12 protein-coding genes and 1 pseudogene are annotated in these 17,711 nt (G+C 57.9%); 4 read left to right on the top strand and 9 right to left on the bottom strand.

All coding sequences use genetic code 11. From position 1 onward, the window contains the following. Position 1: 1 nt before the first annotated feature. From rfbD to rfbB, 4 genes and pseudogenes are all read right to left on the bottom strand, one after another. A pseudogene (gene rfbD, locus IQK56_RS04810) lies at positions 2–870 on the bottom strand (dTDP-4-dehydrorhamnose reductase). Next, entirely contained in the window at positions 867–1,412 is a 546-nt protein-coding gene (rfbC, locus tag IQK56_RS04805) for a dTDP-4-dehydrorhamnose 3,5-epimerase (protein WP_193862969.1), read from the bottom strand. The pseudogene rfbD and the gene rfbC overlap by 4 nt, the downstream one beginning before the upstream one ends. After that, positions 1,409–2,284 carry a glucose-1-phosphate thymidylyltransferase RfbA gene (rfbA, locus tag IQK56_RS04800; RefSeq protein WP_122310377.1) on the bottom strand — a complete coding sequence of 292 codons (876 nt, stop codon included), beginning with the start codon at positions 2,282–2,284 and terminating at the stop codon, positions 1,409–1,411. The genes rfbC and rfbA overlap by 4 nt, the downstream gene beginning before the upstream one ends. Continuing rightward, positions 2,281–3,363: a dTDP-glucose 4,6-dehydratase gene (rfbB, locus tag IQK56_RS04795; RefSeq protein WP_150676268.1), complete on the bottom strand. Its 1,083-nt coding sequence runs from the start codon at positions 3,361–3,363 to the stop codon at positions 2,281–2,283. Before rfbB ends, rfbA begins: the two co-directional genes overlap by 4 nt. A gap of 147 nt (positions 3,364–3,510) precedes the next feature. Here rfbB and IQK56_RS04790 point away from each other — a divergent pair, with 147 nt between their 5' ends. From IQK56_RS04790 to IQK56_RS04780, 3 genes are all read left to right on the top strand, one after another. After that, on the top strand, positions 3,511–6,411 hold the full coding sequence (locus tag IQK56_RS04790) for an aminotransferase (RefSeq protein ID WP_193862967.1): 2,901 nt from the start codon (positions 3,511–3,513) through the stop codon (positions 6,409–6,411). A gap of 124 nt (positions 6,412–6,535) precedes the next feature. Beyond that, positions 6,536–7,642, top strand: a complete 1,107-nt coding sequence (aguA, locus tag IQK56_RS04785) for an agmatine deiminase (RefSeq protein WP_193862965.1) — start codon at positions 6,536–6,538, stop codon at positions 7,640–7,642. Between the two features lie 234 nt (positions 7,643–7,876). Then, positions 7,877–8,092 carry a hypothetical protein gene (locus IQK56_RS04780; RefSeq protein ID WP_122310369.1) on the top strand — a complete coding sequence of 72 codons (216 nt, stop codon included), beginning with the start codon at positions 7,877–7,879 and terminating at the stop codon, positions 8,090–8,092. A 32-nt stretch (positions 8,093–8,124) separates the two neighbouring features. Here IQK56_RS04780 and IQK56_RS04775 read toward each other — a convergent pair whose 3' ends face one another. Further along, complete coding sequence (locus tag IQK56_RS04775; RefSeq protein WP_193862963.1) at positions 8,125–10,194, bottom strand: TonB-dependent receptor; 2,070 nt, start codon at positions 10,192–10,194, stop codon at positions 8,125–8,127. Between the two features lie 411 nt (positions 10,195–10,605). On the opposite strand from IQK56_RS04775, the gene IQK56_RS04770 reads away from it, so the two are divergent. Continuing rightward, entirely contained in the window at positions 10,606–11,922 is a 1,317-nt protein-coding gene (locus IQK56_RS04770) for an OprD family porin (RefSeq protein WP_193862955.1), read from the top strand. A 73-nt stretch (positions 11,923–11,995) separates the two neighbouring features. On the opposite strand, the gene IQK56_RS04765 is transcribed toward IQK56_RS04770, so the two are convergent. The 4 genes from IQK56_RS04765 to IQK56_RS04750 all read right to left on the bottom strand — a co-directional run bounded on the left by IQK56_RS04765 (position 11,996) and on the right by IQK56_RS04750 (position 17,708). Beyond that, positions 11,996–14,125, bottom strand: a complete 2,130-nt coding sequence (locus IQK56_RS04765; RefSeq protein WP_193862953.1) for a M48 family metallopeptidase — start codon at positions 14,123–14,125, stop codon at positions 11,996–11,998. Positions 14,126–14,282: 157 nt separating this feature from the next. After that, entirely contained in the window at positions 14,283–14,567 is a 285-nt protein-coding gene (locus IQK56_RS04760; RefSeq protein WP_193862951.1) for a DUF3077 domain-containing protein, read from the bottom strand. A gap of 538 nt (positions 14,568–15,105) precedes the next feature. Next, positions 15,106–15,990, bottom strand: coding sequence for a hypothetical protein (locus IQK56_RS04755; protein WP_193862949.1), 885 nt, complete (start codon positions 15,988–15,990; stop codon positions 15,106–15,108). 2 nt (positions 15,991–15,992) lie between these two features. Then, the gene (locus IQK56_RS04750; RefSeq protein WP_193901571.1) at positions 15,993–17,708 is read right to left on the bottom strand and encodes a zinc ribbon domain-containing protein; all 1,716 of its coding nucleotides are present in this window, start codon (positions 17,706–17,708) and stop codon (positions 15,993–15,995) included. Positions 17,709–17,711: the final 3 nt, after the last annotated feature.

The raw sequence follows: 17,711 nt of genomic DNA, 5'->3' as shown, positions 1-17,711 counted from the left end.
CCTAGTGCTGCTGTGCAAGACACTCGCGCAATGCGTCTTGCCAATCTGGCTGGCTGACGTGCCACTGTTGCTGCAAGCGGCGGCAATCGAGGCGCGAGTTCAGTGGGCGCTTGGCGGGCGTCGGGTAGGCGCTGGAGGGGATCGGCTCAAGTTCAGCACAGTGTTTCCCTTCGGCGCGCAGGTGCTCGCCAATCGCCTGGGCGAAGCCGAACCACGACGTCTCACCCTGGGCCGTCAGGTGATAGACGCCCCATTCCCCGGTCTCGCCGGCCTGCCAACGCTCGATCAATGCGCGGGTGCTGCCGGCAATGGTGCCGGCCCATGTTGCGCGCCAATCTGGTCGGCCACGATGCGCATCTGCGGTTTCTCTTGCAGCAGACGTTGCATGGTCAGCAGGAAATTCTTGCCCGTGTTGGAGTAGACCCAACTGGTGCGCAGAATCAGGTATTCGCCGCCCACCGCGGCAATCGCCTGCTCGCCCGCCAGCTTGCTCTGGCCGTAGACACCCAACGGGTTCGGCGCGTCGACCTCGGTGTAGGGCGCAGGCTTGCTGCCGTCGAACACGTAGTCGGTGGAGTAGTGAATCAGCGGAACGCCCAGGGCCTTGGCTTCCTCCGCGAGGATGCCGGGGGCGATAGCGTTGATGGCGAAGGCGGCGTCCGGTTCGCTTTCGGCCTGATCGACTGCCGTGTGGGCGGCGGCGTTGATGATCAGGTCGGGGCGATGGGCGCGGGTCTGCTCGCGGATCTGCTCCGGTTTGGCCAGGTCGAGTTGGTGGCTGCCGAGCACAATCAGCTCGCCCAGCCCCTGAAGGTGCTGTTGCAGTGCCTGGGAGACTTGGCCATGTTGGCCGGTAATCAGAATCTTCATGGGAACAGGTCGGCGTCCATCAGCAGTTTGCCCGCCTGGTCCTTGGCGGACAGTTGCGGCGGCTCGGTCAGCTCCCAGTCGATGGCCAGCGTCGGGTCATTCCACAGGATGCTGCGCTCGGCGCTCGGCTGGTAGTAGTCGGTGGTCTTGTAGAGGAACTCGGCGTAGTCGCTCAGCACCACAAACCCATGGGCAAACCCTTCCGGAACCCACAACTGGCGATGGTTTTGCGCCGACAGGCGTACACCCACCCACTGGCCGAAGTTCGGCGAGCTGCGGCGAATGTCCACGGCGACATCGAGCACTTCGCCCGCGGTGACACGCACCAGTTTGCCCTGGGTGTGCTCCAGTTGGTAATGCAGGCCCCGCAGCACGTTTTTTTGCGAGCGCGAGTGGTTGTCCTGCACAAACTCGCGCTTGAGCCCGGTGGCCTCGGCAAAGGCGCGGGCATTGAAGCTTTCGTAGAAAAAACCGCGCTCGTCACCGAACACTTTTGGTTCGAGGATCAAGACGCCGGGAAGCGAGGTGTCGACGACATTCACTGGTTGTCTCCCGCCAGGGAATACAGGTACTGGCCATAACCGGTCTTGCCGAAATAGTTGGCGCGCTCCAGCAAGTGGTCGCGGTCGATCCAGCCGTTGCTGTAGGCGATTTCTTCAAGGCACGCCACTTTGAGGCCCTGGCGGCGCTCGATGGTCTGCACGTACTGCGAGGCGTCGAGCAAACTGTCGTGGGTGCCAGTATCCAGCCAGGCGAAGCCTCGACCGAAGCGCTCCACTTGCAAGTCACCGCGCTTGAGGTAAGCGTTGTTGACGTCGGTGATTTCCAGTTCACCTCGGGCGGAGGGTTTGACCGCCTTGGCGATGCTGATCACGTCGTTGTCGTAGAAATACAGGCCGGTGACGGCATAGCTGGATTTGGGTACGGCGGGTTTTTCTTCGATGGACAGGGCGCGGCCTTCGCTGTCGAAGTCGATCACGCCGAAGCGCTCCGGATCTTTGACCCAATAGCCAAATACCGTGGCGCCTTTGCCGCGATTCACCGCCGCATGCAACTGCTCGCTGAAACGCTGGCCGTGGAAAATATTGTCGCCCAGGATCAGGCACACAGGGTTGTTGCCGATGAACTGCTCGCCAATCAGGAAGGCTTGCGCCAGCCCGTCCGGCGTCGGTTGCTCGGCGTAGCTGAAGGTCACGCCAAACTGGCTGCCGTCACCCAGCAGGTTGCGGTATTGCGGTAAGTCCGCCGGGGTGGAGATCACCAGGATCTCCTTGATGCCGGCCAGCATCAGTACCGAGATCGGGTAGTAGATCATCGGCTTGTCGTAGACCGGCAGCAGTTGTTTGGAAACACCCAGGGTGATGGGGTGCAGGCGCGTGCCGGAGCCACCGGCCAATACGATTCCTTTCATCATGCGATCAGATCCCTCATGTCGGTGTTGCCCAGTCGTTCACCCTGATAACTGCCGTCCTGGACCCTGCGGCACCATTCCAGGTTATCGAGGTACCACTGCACGGTTTTGCGCAGCCCGGTTTCAAAGGTTTCTTCGGGGACCCAGCCCAGTTCGCGCTCGATTTTGCTGGCGTCGATCGCGTAGCGTTGGTCGTGGCCTGGACGGTCTTTCACGAACGTGATCAGGTCGGTGTATTGCTCGACGCCGTGTGGATGTTGGGGTGCCAATTCTTCCAGCAAATGGCAGATGCTGCGCACGACGTCGATGTTCTTTTGCTCGTTGTGGCCGCCGATGTTGTAGGTCTCGCCGACCGCGCCGTGCGTCACGACGGTGAGCAGCGCACGCGCATGGTCCTCTACAAACAGCCAGTCGCGCACTTGCAAGCCATCACCATAGACCGGCAACGGCTTGCCCGCGAGGGCGTTGAGGATCACCAGCGGAATCAACTTTTCAGGAAAGTGGAAGGGGCCGTAGTTGTTCGAGCAGTTGGTCAGCAGCACGGGCAGACCGTAGGTGCGTTGCCAGGCGCGGACCAAGTGGTCGGACGCGGCTTTGCTGGCCGAGTAGGGCGAGCTGGGCGCGTAGGGCGTGGTTTCGGTGAACAGATCGTCCACGCCGTGGAGGTCGCCGTAGACCTCATCGGTAGAAATATGGTGGAAGCGAAACGCGCTCTTGTCCGGCCCGGACAGTGTTTGCCAGTAGCCACGAGCGGCTTCCAGCAGGCTGTAGGTGCCGACGATATTGGTCTGGATAAAATCCGACGGGCCGTCAATCGAACGGTCGACGTGGGATTCAGCGGCCAGGTGCATGATCGCGTGAGGCTCGAAGCGCGCGAGCACGGCGCTGACGGTGGCTTGGTCGATGATGTCGGCCTGGACAAACTCATAGCGGCTGTCGGACGCGATGCTGGTCAGCGATTCCAGGTTGCCGGCGTAGGTGAGTTTGTCGAGGTTGAGCACTTCATGCTCGGTGTGCTGAATCAGGTGACGTATCAAAGCAGAACCGATAAAACCGGCGCCACCGGTAATGAGAATGCGCATGACGGGGGCCCTTTTTCCTTAGACGGACGTTTAGCGAGTGGAGCATAGCTGGTGTTATGGCGCTGGTCAGGGCGGTCTGTATGTGGGGGTTGCGCAAGTCCCCTGAACAATGGCGATATACACCTCTAAAAAATTGAGGCCACCCCTATGCTGCTCGCCACGTTGATCCACCGTGCCAGTCTACCCTGCCCGCAAGTAGGCCCCGATCAGGCGGCTCAACTCCTCGCGCAGCATTACGGCCTTAGTGGCACGTTGCAGTCACTGGGCAGCCAGCAAGACCTCAATTACAAAGTCGACAGCTCCCGTGGCCGGTTTGTTCTCAAGATCTGCCGGGGCGACTACGCGGCAGTGGAGTTGCACGCCCAGCACGCGGCCCTCAATACATTGCGGGGCGTACGCGTGCCCAAGGTCATCAAGGCACTGAACGGTGAAGAACTGCTGACCGTGACGGTCGACGGCCAAACCCTGCACCTGCGGCTGCTGGACTACATCGACGGCCAGCCGTTGACCCATCTGCCGCATCTGGGACGCGATGTGATTGCAGGCTTCGGTGACCTGTGCGGTCGCATGAGCCTCGCGCTGGCTGACTTCACCCACCCTGGCCTGGAGCGCACCCTGCAGTGGGACCCGCGCCATGCCGGTGAACTGATCAGCCACCTGTTGGCCACCCTGGAAAACCTGCCCCACCGGGCCGCGTTGGAACAGATCGCCGAACAGGTTGAAGCGCGCCTGCGCCCCTTGGCCGAGCGCCTGCCGTGGCAGGCCGTGCACATGGACATCACTGACGACAACGTGGTGTGGCAACGCGATGCCCAGCGGCATTGGCAACTTCAGGGTGTCATCGATTTCGGCGACCTGGTGCACACCTGGCGCATTGCCGACCTGTCGGTGACCTGCGCCGCCCTGTTGCACCATGCCGAGGGCGACCCGTTTGCCATCCTGCCGGCGGTCCAGGCGTGTCATGCGGTTACGCCGCTGCAACGTGAAGAATTGCAGGCGCTGTGGCCGTTGATCGTCGCCCGTGCGGCAGTGCTGGTGCTGAGCAGCGAACAGCAGCAGTGCCTGGATCCGGATAACGCTTACCTGTTGAAAAACGCCGAGCACGAGTGGGAGATTTTCCATGTGGCCACCTCGGTGCCGTTTGAACTGATGGCGGCTGCGATTCTCAGCAGTGTCGGCGAGACACTGGCGCCGATTGCCAGCGAGGACTTCGCCCCCTTGCTCCCCGGTCTGGTAGGGCGGGAGTTTGCGCTGATCGACCTGGGCGTGCTCAGTCCGCATTTCGAGGCGGGCAATTGGGAAACACCTGGGATCGACCGTCGGTTATTGGATGAAGCCGCAACCGTGCATGGGTTGGCAGCCAGTCGGTATGGGCAATATCGGCTGTCGCGTACCTGCCCGGACAGCGCCGCCGAGCCGGACACTTTCGCGCTCCATGTAGAGCTGCATTTGCCCCACGGCACGTTGCTGGAAGTGCCTTTTGCCGGGACGCTGCACCAGGGCGGCGATGGCCTTGTGAGTGTGCGAGGCGTCGAGCTGAGCGTACGGCTATGGGGAGTGAACACTTCATTGAAGCCGGGCTCGTTGCTGGTAAAAGGGCAGGTCCTGGGCGAGGTTCATGCGCCGCTGACCGTGCAACTGTGCCGTGCCGAACTCGAACCGCCGCTGTTTTGCACACCGTCTCGCGCATTGGCCTGGCAAGCCTTGTGCCCATCGCCCGCCGCCTTGCTGGGGCTGGCGTGCGATGCCGAACCGGAGCTGGACCCTCACGCGCTGCTGGCCCGCCGTGACGCCAGTTTTGCCCGTTCGCAAAAACACTATTACGTTGATCCGCCACGCATCGAACGCGGCTGGCGCAACCATCTGATCGACATGCAGGGCCGTTCCTACCTGGACATGCTCAACAACGTCGCGGTGTTGGGTCATGGCCACCCACGCATGGCGGCGGTTGCGGCGCGGCAATGGTCGCTGCTCAATACCAACTCGCGGTTTCACTATGCCGCAATTGCCGAGTTTTCCGAGCGCTTGCTGGCGTTGGCGCCGGCGGGCATGGACCGGGTGTTCCTGGTCAACAGCGGCACCGAGGCCAACGACCTGGCCATCCGCCTGGCCTGGGCTTACAGCGGCGGGCGCGACATGCTCAGCGTGCTGGAGGCGTATCACGGCTGGTCGGTGGCGGCGGACGCGGTGTCCACCTCGATTGCCGACAACCCCCAGGCGCTGAGCAGCCGCCCGGACTGGGTGCACCCGGTGACCGCGCCGAACACCTATCGCGGTGAATTCCGTGGGCAGGACAGTGCGCCAGACTACGTACGAAGCGTGGAACACAACCTGGCGAAAATCGCCGCAAGCAAACGTCAGTTGGCCGGGTTTATCTGTGAGCCGGTGTACGGCAATGCCGGTGGCATCTCTCTGCCGCCGGGTTATTTGCAGCAGGTGTACGGGTTGGTTCGCGCCCACGGCGGCGTGTGCATCGCCGATGAAGTGCAGGTGGGCTACGGCCGCATGGGGCATTTCTTCTGGGGCTTTGAAGAGCAGGGCGTGATGCCCGACATCATTACCATGGCCAAGGGCATGGGCAACGGCCAGCCACTCGGTGCAGTGATTACCCGCCGGGACATCGCCGAGGCGCTGGAGGCGGAAGGGTATTTCTTCTCGTCGTCTGGGGGCAGCCCGGTAAGTTGCCGTATCGGCATGGCGGTGCTGGACGTAATGGAAGAAGAAAAACTGTGGGAAAACGCCCAAGTGGTAGGAGGGCATTTCAAGGCGCGCTTGGAAGCACTGATCGATCGCCACCCCTTGGTGGGCGCGGTTCACGGTTCCGGTTTTTATCTGGGCCTGGAGTTGGTGCGCGATCGGCAAACCCTGGAGCCAGCGACCGAAGAGACCACGCTGCTGTGCGACCGTCTGCGCGAGTTGGGGATTTTCATGCAACCGACCGGTGACTATCTGAACATCCTCAAAATCAAACCGCCGATGGTGACGTCTAAACAGAGCGTGGACTTTTTTGTCGACATGCTGTCGAAGGTGCTCGATGAACACTTGTAATTAATCGATTGTTATCGGTTATTCCCTGTCATATTTATCGATCATGCTGTTTGATCGCTTTTAAAGCCGATTTTTATCCGTTATAAAGTCGGCATCTACCCCGCCATTCGGAGCCCTGATCGCCATGACCACCCTGCACAGCACACCCCGCGCCGATGGCTTCCATATGCCTGCCGAATGGGCGCCACAGACCCAGACCTGGATGGTCTGGCCCGAGCGCCCGGACAACTGGCGTCTGGGTGGCAAGCCGGCGCAGGCGGCGCATGTGGCGGTGGCCAAGGCCATTGCACGGTTTGAACCGGTGACCGTGGCGGTGTCCGCCGGCCAGTACGAAAACGCCCGCGCCCGTTTGGATGTGCCGAATATTCGTGTGGTGGAAATGTCCAGCGATGACGCCTGGGTACGCGACACCGGCCCGACGTTCGTGATCAACAGCAGCGGCGAAGTGCGCGGCGTGAACTGGGATTTCAACGCCTGGGGCGGTTTTGATGGCGGGCTGTACTCGCCGTGGAATCGCGACTCGCAGGTGGGCGGCAAGATCCTCGAGATCGAACGTGCGCCGCGTTACCGCACCGAAGGATTTGTGCTGGAAGGCGGTTCCATCCATGTCGATGGTGAAGGCACCCTGATCACCACCGAAGAATGCCTGCTCAACCGCAATCGCAACCCGCACCTCGACCGTGCCGAGATTGAAGCGGTGCTGAGTGCCAACCTGGCTGTGGATAAGATCATCTGGCTGCCGGATGGCCTGTTCAACGACGAAACTGACGGCCATGTGGATAACTTCTGCTGCTACGTGCGCCCTGGCGAAGTGTTACTGGCCTGGACCGACGATGTGCAAGACCCGAACTACGCGCGCTGCCACGCGGCCATGGACGTGCTGCAAAGCAACACCGACGCCCAGGGACGCCCGTTTACAGTGCATAAAATGCCGATCCCGGGGCCGCTGTACGCCACTGAGGAAGAATGCGCAGGTGTCGATCCGGTGGATGGCACCCAGGAACGCAATCCGACCGTGCGGTTGGCCGGTTCCTACGTCAACTTCCTGATCGTCAACGGCGGCATCATCGCGCCAAGTTTCGACGACCCGCTGGACAGCGAAGCCAAGGCCATCCTGCAGAACCTGTTCCCGCAACACGAAGTGGTGATGGTGCCCGGCCGTGAACTGTTACTGGGCGGCGGCAATATCCACTGCCTGACCCAACAGCAGCCGGCCCCGCACAAAAACTGAGTGCAGTTGTAACAGCGCCTTTGCGCAAGTGCGGCGCTACTCGGTTACCGCGCTCACAGCAAGCCCCCGGCCCCGTAAGGCCGGGGGCTTTTTTGTGTCTGTCTGCCTGTAAACACGCCACATTGGCATAGCTCTTGTATCGGTGTTGCCACAGTGGCCCAAGGTGATGACTGCACAGTTCTGTCATAAACCTTGAGTAAGTTAGCCGCTCAAGCAGTAGGAGAGAGCGCTGAAATGAACGCCGATATCAACCCGATGTACACGCGCACCTTCCACCCTTCACGGGTTAACAACGACACGATCCATGCGCTGGGGCACTGGTTGAAGGAACACGGCACGCGGCAGGCCCGGCAGCAGCCGGATCTGCGCAGTGTGATGAGTGAACGCTACCCGGTGGGGCTGTTCAGCGAGGATGAAGTGCACGCGTTGTGTGAGTTGATGTGTAACTGAAGGACACTCAGAGCCAAATGTGGGAGCGGGCTTTAGAAACTGTAAGTGCCCGTTACCACCAGGTTACGCGGCTCGCCCGGCTGAATCTGCGCCACGCTGGTCGCCGATTCGTAGTAAGTCTTGTCGGCAATGTTGTTCAGCGCCGCCCGCACATCCCATTCCTTATGGCGGAACCCCACCAACCCGTCCCAAGTGCCATAACCGGGTAGGACTACAGTGTTGAGGTTGTCGGCGTAACGGTCGCCCACCAGCGTCAAACCGGTTTCCGCGTACCAGCCCATTTCCGGTTTCCAGGTGATAAACAGACTCGCATTGCGCTTGGCCACATCGCTGACGCGTTTGCCCTCAAAGCCGTTGTTGTCCTTCTCGACCTTGGCATCCTGCACCCCGATACCGCCGCGTACAGACCAGTTGCCGACGATCTTGCCGGTGGCGGTCAGCTCCACGCCACGCGAGCGTTGCAGGCCGCTGAGCAGGGTGATGGTACGGTCCAGCGGGTCGCTGGTGCGGCGGTTGTAGAGTTCCAGTTCGTACACCGCCAGGGTGGTGCTCAGGCGGTCGTCGAGCCAGTCGCTTTTTACGCCGATTTCTTTCTGCTTGGTCAGTTCGGGGCTCAGGTCGTTGACGCTGCCGGCGGCGTTCGGGGTGATGCCGATCAAACCGCCACCGGCCGGGGAGAAGGTCTTGCTCCATGACGCATAAAACGAGTGGTGTTCCAGAGGCGTCCACACCAGGCCGAAACGTGGGCTGGCCTTGCGGCTGTCGACCTCCTGCTGAATATTGGTCAGCTTGTTTTTGGTGCTCACTTCAAACATGTCGTAACGCACGCCGGCCAGCACTTGCCACTGATCATTCAGGCGCAGTTGGTCCTGGACGTAAATGGCGCGGCTTTCGACTTCGGTGTGGTTGTTGCTCGACACGTTCATGCGCCCGGTGTGGCTCAGATGACGATTCGGCTGGTTGAGGTCAAGCGCCGGTACGGTCAGGCCTGCACTGTATAGCTTCGGATCGCGACGTTGACTGCCCAGCTCAAGGCCGGTGAGCAGGCGATGCTCCAGGCCGTAGGTACTGAAGCTGCCTTCGAGCTCGACGTTGTTGAAAATGTTGAGGGTGTTCAGGTCCTGCTGCCAGCGTTGGCGCGTCACGCTGTTGTTCAGACGGTTGTAGGCGGTTTGGTAGGTGTTGTCGAAATCGCTGTCGAGCTTGAATACGCCGAGGGTCTGGCGCAGTTGCCAGTTGTCGTTGAGTTCGTAGGCCAGCTTGGAGCGCAGGGACTGGGTCTTGTCGTCGATGTAGTCGCGACCGTCGCCGTAGGTGGTGCTGCGGCTCACATCCGCCGGGCGCCCATTGACGCCGGGCACACCGCGATCCGGCGTGCGGTTGTAGCGGCTGTATTCGTATTGCACCAGCCAGTTCAGCTCAGGCGTGAGCTGCCAGCTCATGGACGGCGCAAACAGTTGGCGACTGCCGCTGACGTCGTCGCGAAAGCTGTTGTTGTCCTGGTTGCCCATGTTCAGGCGCAGGCTGATGTTATCGGTGGGGTCAGTGCTCAGGTCGGCATACAGGCTGCGCATATCATTGCTGCCGCCCTGAGCCTCGATGCTCGACTTGTGCCCGGCCGTTGGCAGCTTGCTCACGCGGTTGACGATCCCTCCCTGACCGCCTCGCCCGTAAAGCACGGCCGCAGGCCCTTTGAGCACTTCGATACGCTCGATGTTATGCAGGTCGCGCACATACTGGCTGTCGTCGCGAATGCCGTCCAGGTAGAAATCATTGCTCGCGTCAAAACCACGGATGCGCAAACTGTCGAAGCGCGTATCGGCGCCACTGCTCACGTTGGGGATGCCGCTCAATGCCTGGCCCAGGTCGTTGGTGCCGTAGGACCGCAGGTTCTCGGTCTTCACCGAATCGATGGCCTGGGGCACATAACGCACGGGCGTGGCGGTGCGGGTCGCGGTGCTGGTTTCCTTGACACGCGGGTCGTCTTCGTCAGCTTCGGCGCTGATCGAGGTTTCAGGCAAGGTGGTAGCCGCACAGGCAAAACCGGCAGACAACAGAACAGAGAGCCCAAGGGTGATGGGCGTCAGGCGAGGGGCAGGCATGGGGAAATGTATCCAAAGTGTTTGGGAGGAAAAGCGTGCTAATGGTAATGCTTTGCATTTGCGCGCGTTATCTATTACCAAACGTATCGACTTTGAAATATGTTGCGAGATGTGTTTTTTGGCGATGCGCGACAGGTTTTTTGTCGTTTTCAGAAAGGCCGTAGGCCGTTGCTTAGAATTATTTCGCCTAAATACAGACGATTCGCGAAATTGACACATAGTTCAACGCACGACTAGGATTGCGTCCAACGCCTGTGGCTAACCGCCATGACTCATCCAATAAGAAAAGGCCCGCGGCATGTTAAGTCGTCCGCGGGCCTTCTTTTTTCCGGAGAAAGTCGACACCAGAAAATGCGACATGGAGCCTGGTGTCACTGCGCGTACTCAACCAGAAATAAGGAATACAAGAAAATGTTGAAGCAACGGATGAGTCTGATCGCTCTGGGGATTTTGAGCGCATCGGCAGCAATGGCAAACGACCAGGAGCAATCCAAGGGTTTCGTTGAAGACAGCCACCTGAACATCGCAGCACGTAACGCTTACATCAGCCGTGACTACAAGAACGGCAAGCAAGACAAAGCCGAATGGGGCCAGGGCTTCATCGGCAAGTTCGAGTCCGGCTTCACCCAAGGCACCGTCGGTGTGGGTGTGGATGTGATCGGTCAATACGCGATTCGTCTGGACGGTGGCCAAGGCCGCGCCGGCGCGGGCGGTATCGACTTCTTCAAACAGGGTAATGGCACCACCAACCCTGATGGCACGGCAAACCCTGGCTCGGCACCGCACGACCTCGCCAAAGGCGGTGCTGCCGTCAAGTTCCGCGTTTCCAACACTGTGCTCAAGTACGGTGATCAGTTCCCTAACGTTCCGGTCCTGGCCTACGACAACTCCCGTCTGCTGTCCGAAACGTTCACGGGTACGTCGATCGTCTCCAAAGAGATCGCCGGTCTGCAACTCGACGCCGGTCACTTCACCAAGGAAGCTCGCAAGAGCGCCGAAGGTACCGACAGCGGCCGTCTGAAAAGCATCGACTACATCGGTGGCAGCTACAAATTCACCGAAAGCCTGTCGGCCGCGCTGTACGCCTCCGACATGCAAGACGTGCTGAAGAAGCAATACGTCAACGTCAACTACGTACTGGCCCTGCCAGAAAAACAGTCGCTGACCTTTGACTTCAACGGCTACAAAACCAAGCTGGACAAGAGCTTCGCCCTGGAAAACCAAGGCAGCGAAGACGCTCGCGACAACAAAATCTGGAGCCTGGGCGCCACATGGGCTGTAGGCCCGCACAGCTTCACCGTCGCTCACCAGCGCAGCACCGGCGACACCGGCTACCTGTACGGCGGCTACCGCAACGTAGGCGGCATCGGCGACGGCGGCAACACCATCCTGCTGGCCAACTCCTACTGGTCCGACTTCAACGGCAAGGACGAACGCTCCTGGCAAGCCGGCTATGGTCTGGACTTCAGCACCTTCGGCGTGCCGGGTCTGACCTACAACGTGGCCTACGTACGCGGTACCAACATTGACGACGGGTCCAACCGCGGCAATGGCACCGAGCGCGAAATCTTCAACCAGTTCAAATACGTCGTTCAGAGCGGCCCAGCCAAAGACCTGAGCCTGCGTGCTCGTGCCTCGTGGCTGCGCGTTTCCAACAACGCCAGCAACTACAACGTTGGCGGTAACGAACTGCGTCTGTTCGCCGACTACCCGATCAACGTTTTCTAAGTGATCGCACGTCGCGCCTGATTCAAGGCGATAAAAAACCCCGACTGGTTCGGGGTTTTTTTATGGGCGCGGATCAGTCCTCGCGGCTCTGTAAAATCCTGCGGGCCAGCGCCGCGTTTTTGTAATCGAGCATCAAGGACAGCCCCTCGTAGGGCTCGATCTTTTTATTGTCGATACAAAGCTGTGCCATCAGCAACAGCACCTGGCGTTTCTTCTTGTTGATGCGCACACCGGGGACGCCGAACGCTGCTTTGCGCGTCGCAGGCAAGGGCGCCTCAGGCGTCAATTGCAGCGTAATCCAAATACCCTGGACGAATTGCAGCGTGATTTCTTCGATATGTTCGATGGGCAGCGGCTGCGCCAGGTTATTGAACACAAAATGCTCAGGCGTCAGGCGCAACGCGGTCTGCGGCGCACGTTTGAATCGACGGATGCCCAGCCACAAAAGGCCCAGCCCGATAACACCCAGGCACGCACCTGCGCCGACCGCCGACAACGGCGTGCCTTTCAAACGCTCCGGTGCGAGCCAGACCCGGCTCAGGATAAACACCCCACCCAGCACAAAAGGCAGCCCCGACAGTGCCATCAACGCGCCGCGCCATGCGCTGCCCTCATGCAATGCACGCTCGCCTTCGGCCGACGCTGCCAAGGTTTCCAGCAGGTGGGTATGCTCGGCGTTCTCCGACACTGCCACTTCCATCACATCGCCAGACAACTGCTCGCGCAGTGCCCGTGGTGCGCTGAAGCAGGCATCGATCTGCGCATTCGCCGCGTCGCTGTCCACCGTGCGGGTTGCGCTGCGCAGGGCATCGTCCAGCGACACGTTCAGCGCTTGCAGGCGTTCGCCGTTGGACGGGTGAGAGTCGGTTGGATGAGGTTGATGAATCGCCAGGGCTTCGGGCGGCAGTTGCAATGGGCACTCTTGCAAGGACGCGAGCACGGCGTCGGGCAGATCTTTTGCCGACCCGGCTTCACACAACGCCAGCAATGACTCTTCAACGTGCGGCTGCAACACCGACACCCGCAACAGCGCCGACGCCGCCGCGGCATTGCCGACCAGCCGCGCACCGGCCGCATCCGCCAGCAATTCGCGCTCACGGCTCCAGTGGTTCACCGCGTCATCAAAGCGCTGCATGAAAAACACACCGAACATAAACGACGGCCGCATCAGCCGTCCCTGGATAAAATCGCTGGCCAGCATCGTGTTCAACAGCGCTTCCAGGCTGCGATTGACCCCATCGTAGATCGGCAAAAAGCGCAGGCTGTAATCCGTGTCTTGCCCAGCAAAGTGCGCCAACTCATGGCCGATCACCGCGCCGACTTCCTCGTGGCTCAACAGGCCCAGGTACAACAGTGGCACATGCAAAGTGCGCCCGTGCAGCGCCGTGTTCGCCGGTTGCACAGTGGCAGCGCTGGACGTCACATAAAAGCCCTGAGCCAGGCTCGCCACAATATGATCCGGCGGCAGCGCGCCGAGCTTGCCCGCCAGCTCGTTCACATGATGCCACAACCCCGGCGCCTGCTCCGATGTCACCGCCAGCCCAAACATTTCAAGCGGTTCGGGCATGAACATCCCCAACATGTGACGCAACCGTTTAAGCAACTGCCAGATCGAGTACAAGCAAAACGCCGCAACCACCCCCAGCACCGCCATCAGCTTGACCTCGCCACTGCCCAGCCGGCCGATATGCCACATCGCCAACCCTTCGTAGCTCAACGCCAACGCGACCGCTGCCGCCATTGCCACCACATGGCTCACCAATACGTAAGGCAACAAACGGCTGCCCAGGGCGAACGCGTGCAGCAACCTTTCCCGCGACTGCAGCGCACGGCGTCCGGCCCAGTAAGTGCTGGCCAGCGCGGCCACACCGATCAATGCCGCCAGCAGGCCCAGGCCGATGACCCACGGCGCCAGGGCACGTAGCACGCGGTTGATCTTATGGGCCGTGGGCAGTTCGGTTTCGATTTTTTCCAGGCGGGACAGGGCCAATTGCACGCTGATTGTTTCATCGACCAGATCCACGCTAGCCGTCGGGTCCGTGGCCGCCAGCGCTTGGAGTTGCTGTTTGGCGATCTCCACCGTGATGTTGTAATCGATCATTGCTGTGGTGGTTTCGTCAGCACGCTGACGCTCCCAGCCACCGAGGGCGGCCAGCAACAGCGGGAAAACGACCAAGAGGCAGATCAGTTTCAGGGCGTTCATGGGAGTCCGTTCACGACGCAGAGGGTGCTCAGGTTTATACCGAAAAAAGCGCCCCAAGCCGAGGCGCGCTTCTGTGGGATTGTGTCGCTACACAACGCTCGAAGACTGGCCCACAACTCTGTGGTGAGCGAGGCAAGCCCGCTCACCACAGTCCTACTTACAGCCCGGTATTGCCAGGCGACTCCAACACCGTCACCACATCATCAATCACCGCCTTGCTCATCTCCTGCAAATAATACGACGCCCAGGCATAGCGGTCCGTCTCCTTCGTCATCGCCGCATCTTCGGCGAGCAGCTTGGCAACGTGGAGCAAATCGGAAACATGGTGCAAGGCTTCATGCAGGGAAACACCGCTGTTGACGCGGAACAGAGGTTGGTCGGAGTGAAAGGAGAAGGGGGTGACGCCGAGGGTGGTTAACGCGGATGGAGGTGTAGCGGTCATTGGTGAACTCCCGTATCGAGTGAGAGCTACCACGTTCGTTATCAGGGCGAACGGGCGGCGTGGTTAGCGCCTGCATCAAGTCGGGTTCTCAGGCCCGGTCGCTGAATTGGCAGCGATGGTGGAGGTTAGCGTGGTGAGCGGTGAGGAGCAATCGGGAAAATAGATTGGTGATTTTTCAGTTTCCTGAAGGGTTACGACATGGCGGGATGCCGTTATTTGTTTTATGGGTAGGCCATAATTATTGGCAATACATAATTCGGCATAAAGGATGGAATCTGGAGTTTTGGCGCGAAAAGGTTTGATTCAACAGGTCGGGAGGTGAAGCGGAAGGGGCTGATCGAGGATGAATATCCCAGAAACAACGAAGCCTCTGCATTTTTGCAGGGGCTTGGTCTTATATGGTGCGGCACAAGAGTCGAAAAATCTATTAACTTATTGTTTTTGAGTGGTTTTTTTATCTAAAAAAATAAGCCTACCTCTATTGCTATCCTTATCCTTGCGCGCAACTTCCTCGCAGGGCAGGCAGGCTATCTAGTTTTTACTTTATTTTAACCTTTGAAAAAATACTCCGAAATCGATCATACAGTTCGCCAGCTTCAACTGTCGGTGCAGCATCTAGTCGGGAAGCAAATATTTTATAGTAGGAGCCGTACATCTTTCGATCTTTTGCTTTGTTCCAGGTCCAGCCAATACCTTTCCCGTTGCCTATATTCAACTCAGTTCCTGTAGCGGTGCGTTCTAGTATAAATCTAAATATTTCATTGTTTAATGATTTTGCTAGAGTAGTCAGTAAGTCCGCGATGCTGGCGGCGTCACTTACTTTTAGCTTCAAAGGCTTTTCAATAAATTGCTTATGGTTTGAAAGGCCGAGTTCGATTGCGTTTTTCGTTCCCAGCTTTCCAAATCGATGTACGCAGCAATGACGTATTTCACAGACGGAATTGTAATTGTTGAGTAGTTCAACTAGAGCTTTGTCTTTCAAGTCAAAAGTCAAAAATTTCTTGAGGCCATCTATTATGCCTTTTTTTCCAGAAAATACTGACTCTTCAAGCAGCGCTTCTGGAAGCATTTCTTGCCTTTGATGTTTTGCAGCGCCGTAAGATAATACAGCTTTCTCGCAAGCTTTTTGGCAATAAGGGTCTATGAAGACAACTCTGCGCAGGAGCGCGCGCATAAAACTTTCGACGGCAGATACGTATCCAAGTATTAAAAGAATACCTAGCTCTGTTTCAATCACTTCGTCTGCTTGCCGGGCCACCCACATTCGATTCAGTCTTAGGGTGTTTTCGATGAACTGATCAATGGGTGATACGTCAGAGTCGTCGTGAGAGACGTCAAAAAGTGTACCAGTTTGGATTGCACCTATCAGAGGCCTTACGGCCACCAAGTTTGCAAAATCGTTTTCCGTAACTTTAATTGTCATAATTAGGATAGAAAGTCGTCTGCGAAGCCATTAAGAACGTCTACGATCTTTGCCGTTCTACGACGACCGAAGCCCCTTACCGTTAGCAAATCTGCTGCTGGGTCTTGCTTTGCCAGAAAGTCGCGAAGTGTTTTCAATAAAGGTAAATGCTGGGAGATTTGGTCTCGCTGCCAAGTTGTAAGTCCTGGAACATCGGAGATAAAAGTTTCAAGGCACAATGAGAATGTGGACGCATCAACCAGTTGCTGTCCGCAACTGTGGCAGAAGCGCTGGTTATCGGTTAGGCGACGAGTACCGCACGAGCTGCATTTCGGCAGGGATAGCGTGAGCCCATCAAGGTCGACAGTGTTTACAACTCTCTTTAAGCTTTTTCGTACGGGGTGTTTGGCCGATTTAAACGCGATAGCCTCGACTGTCTGATTAATCGTGCCCCCCGCGCCACTGCCACCTAATGCCCGTACCGTTAATAGGTGAGCGGTATGAGGAATGAATCGATGATAAATTCTAGTGGGTGTGCCATGTTTAACTGTACCATTGTCATAAATCAGTCCTGCCTCAACTAAGAGGTTGAACATGCGCTCTACAATGGCGGTCATTTCTGACTCGGCGACACCGTATGTAAGCTGTTTAAATTTTTTGGGCGCGATGGTCGCATTAAAGGATTTAAGCTCCGCCACGATGCCGTTTAAAACTTGCTCGCCAGCGATTACGAGTGATTCGATTTTTGGCACTTTTTTGCCCAAAGATCTGAATTCAGCGTTTCGCGCGTCAAGATGCTCTTGGATAATCTGATTGACCGCTTGCTGGCTAGAACGAAACCCTCCCCGTCGATACTCCTCTAGCATTGTTAGGTAAGCACGAGGGATGCCAAACGCCGCAAAGCGAAGCATTTCTGTGTGTGACACATTGATGGTTTGGAAATCAGGTACGCGAGCCCGTGCAATGTCGTCCATTATCTCATTGTAATTTGGATCTTCGACACAGAGCCACACTGGTATAGATATTGAGTCTTGGCCTTCATGGAATTTATAACTGACCTCAGTAGTTCCGGGGTATACGGATGCTTTCGGGGCCAGATCAATAGATTTCAGCGACCTAACAATGTCAAGGAACTCAATCAAGAAATCCGGAGCTAAGGTAAGCGCCGCGTCATCCATAAGAAGGATCGTGTACTTTCTTCCGAGAAGTCGTCGAGCGTTAGAAATCAAAGATTGCACTGTTTCTATTGTCAGGCTTGCGGCGATCTCAGAGTTTTTTTCGTCCAGAGGTAGATTTCTCTCTACTCGGTTGACGTATGTTTTGATTGCGTCAATCGGAGCTTCGCTTGATAGTGTAGAATAAACTTTTTGAGACTCTTCCCACTCAGTTAAGCTGTCGAATAAAGCTAGAACAATTCTAGCCAAAACCCAAGAATGGAACTGATGTAGGGCATTGGAGTGTGTAGAAAGTAATGGCTCTAGTCTAAAGTACCTGTTGAAGGTAACATAAACGGCAAAAGGATTTTTAATGTTATCTCGGCAGCTGAGCCAGGCATAGCGCATCATGTGCGTTTTTCCGCATCCTCTTGGACCAACAATCGTACGCAGCGCGCGATTGGTAAGCTCCTTGTGCACGGACTGGAAAAGATCGCCTGTTTGGGAGGTCTCTTTGAGCAAGTCTTCGATCGGGATGTAGTCTGCCCGCTGCTGTAATACGCTTTCGAGATTATTAGTAGTCATCCG

It is taken from the genome of Pseudomonas cyclaminis, assembly GCF_015163715.1.
Taxonomy (GTDB): domain Bacteria; phylum Pseudomonadota; class Gammaproteobacteria; order Pseudomonadales; family Pseudomonadaceae; genus Aquipseudomonas; species Aquipseudomonas cyclaminis.
This window is presented reverse-complemented; position numbering and strand designations above follow the sequence as displayed.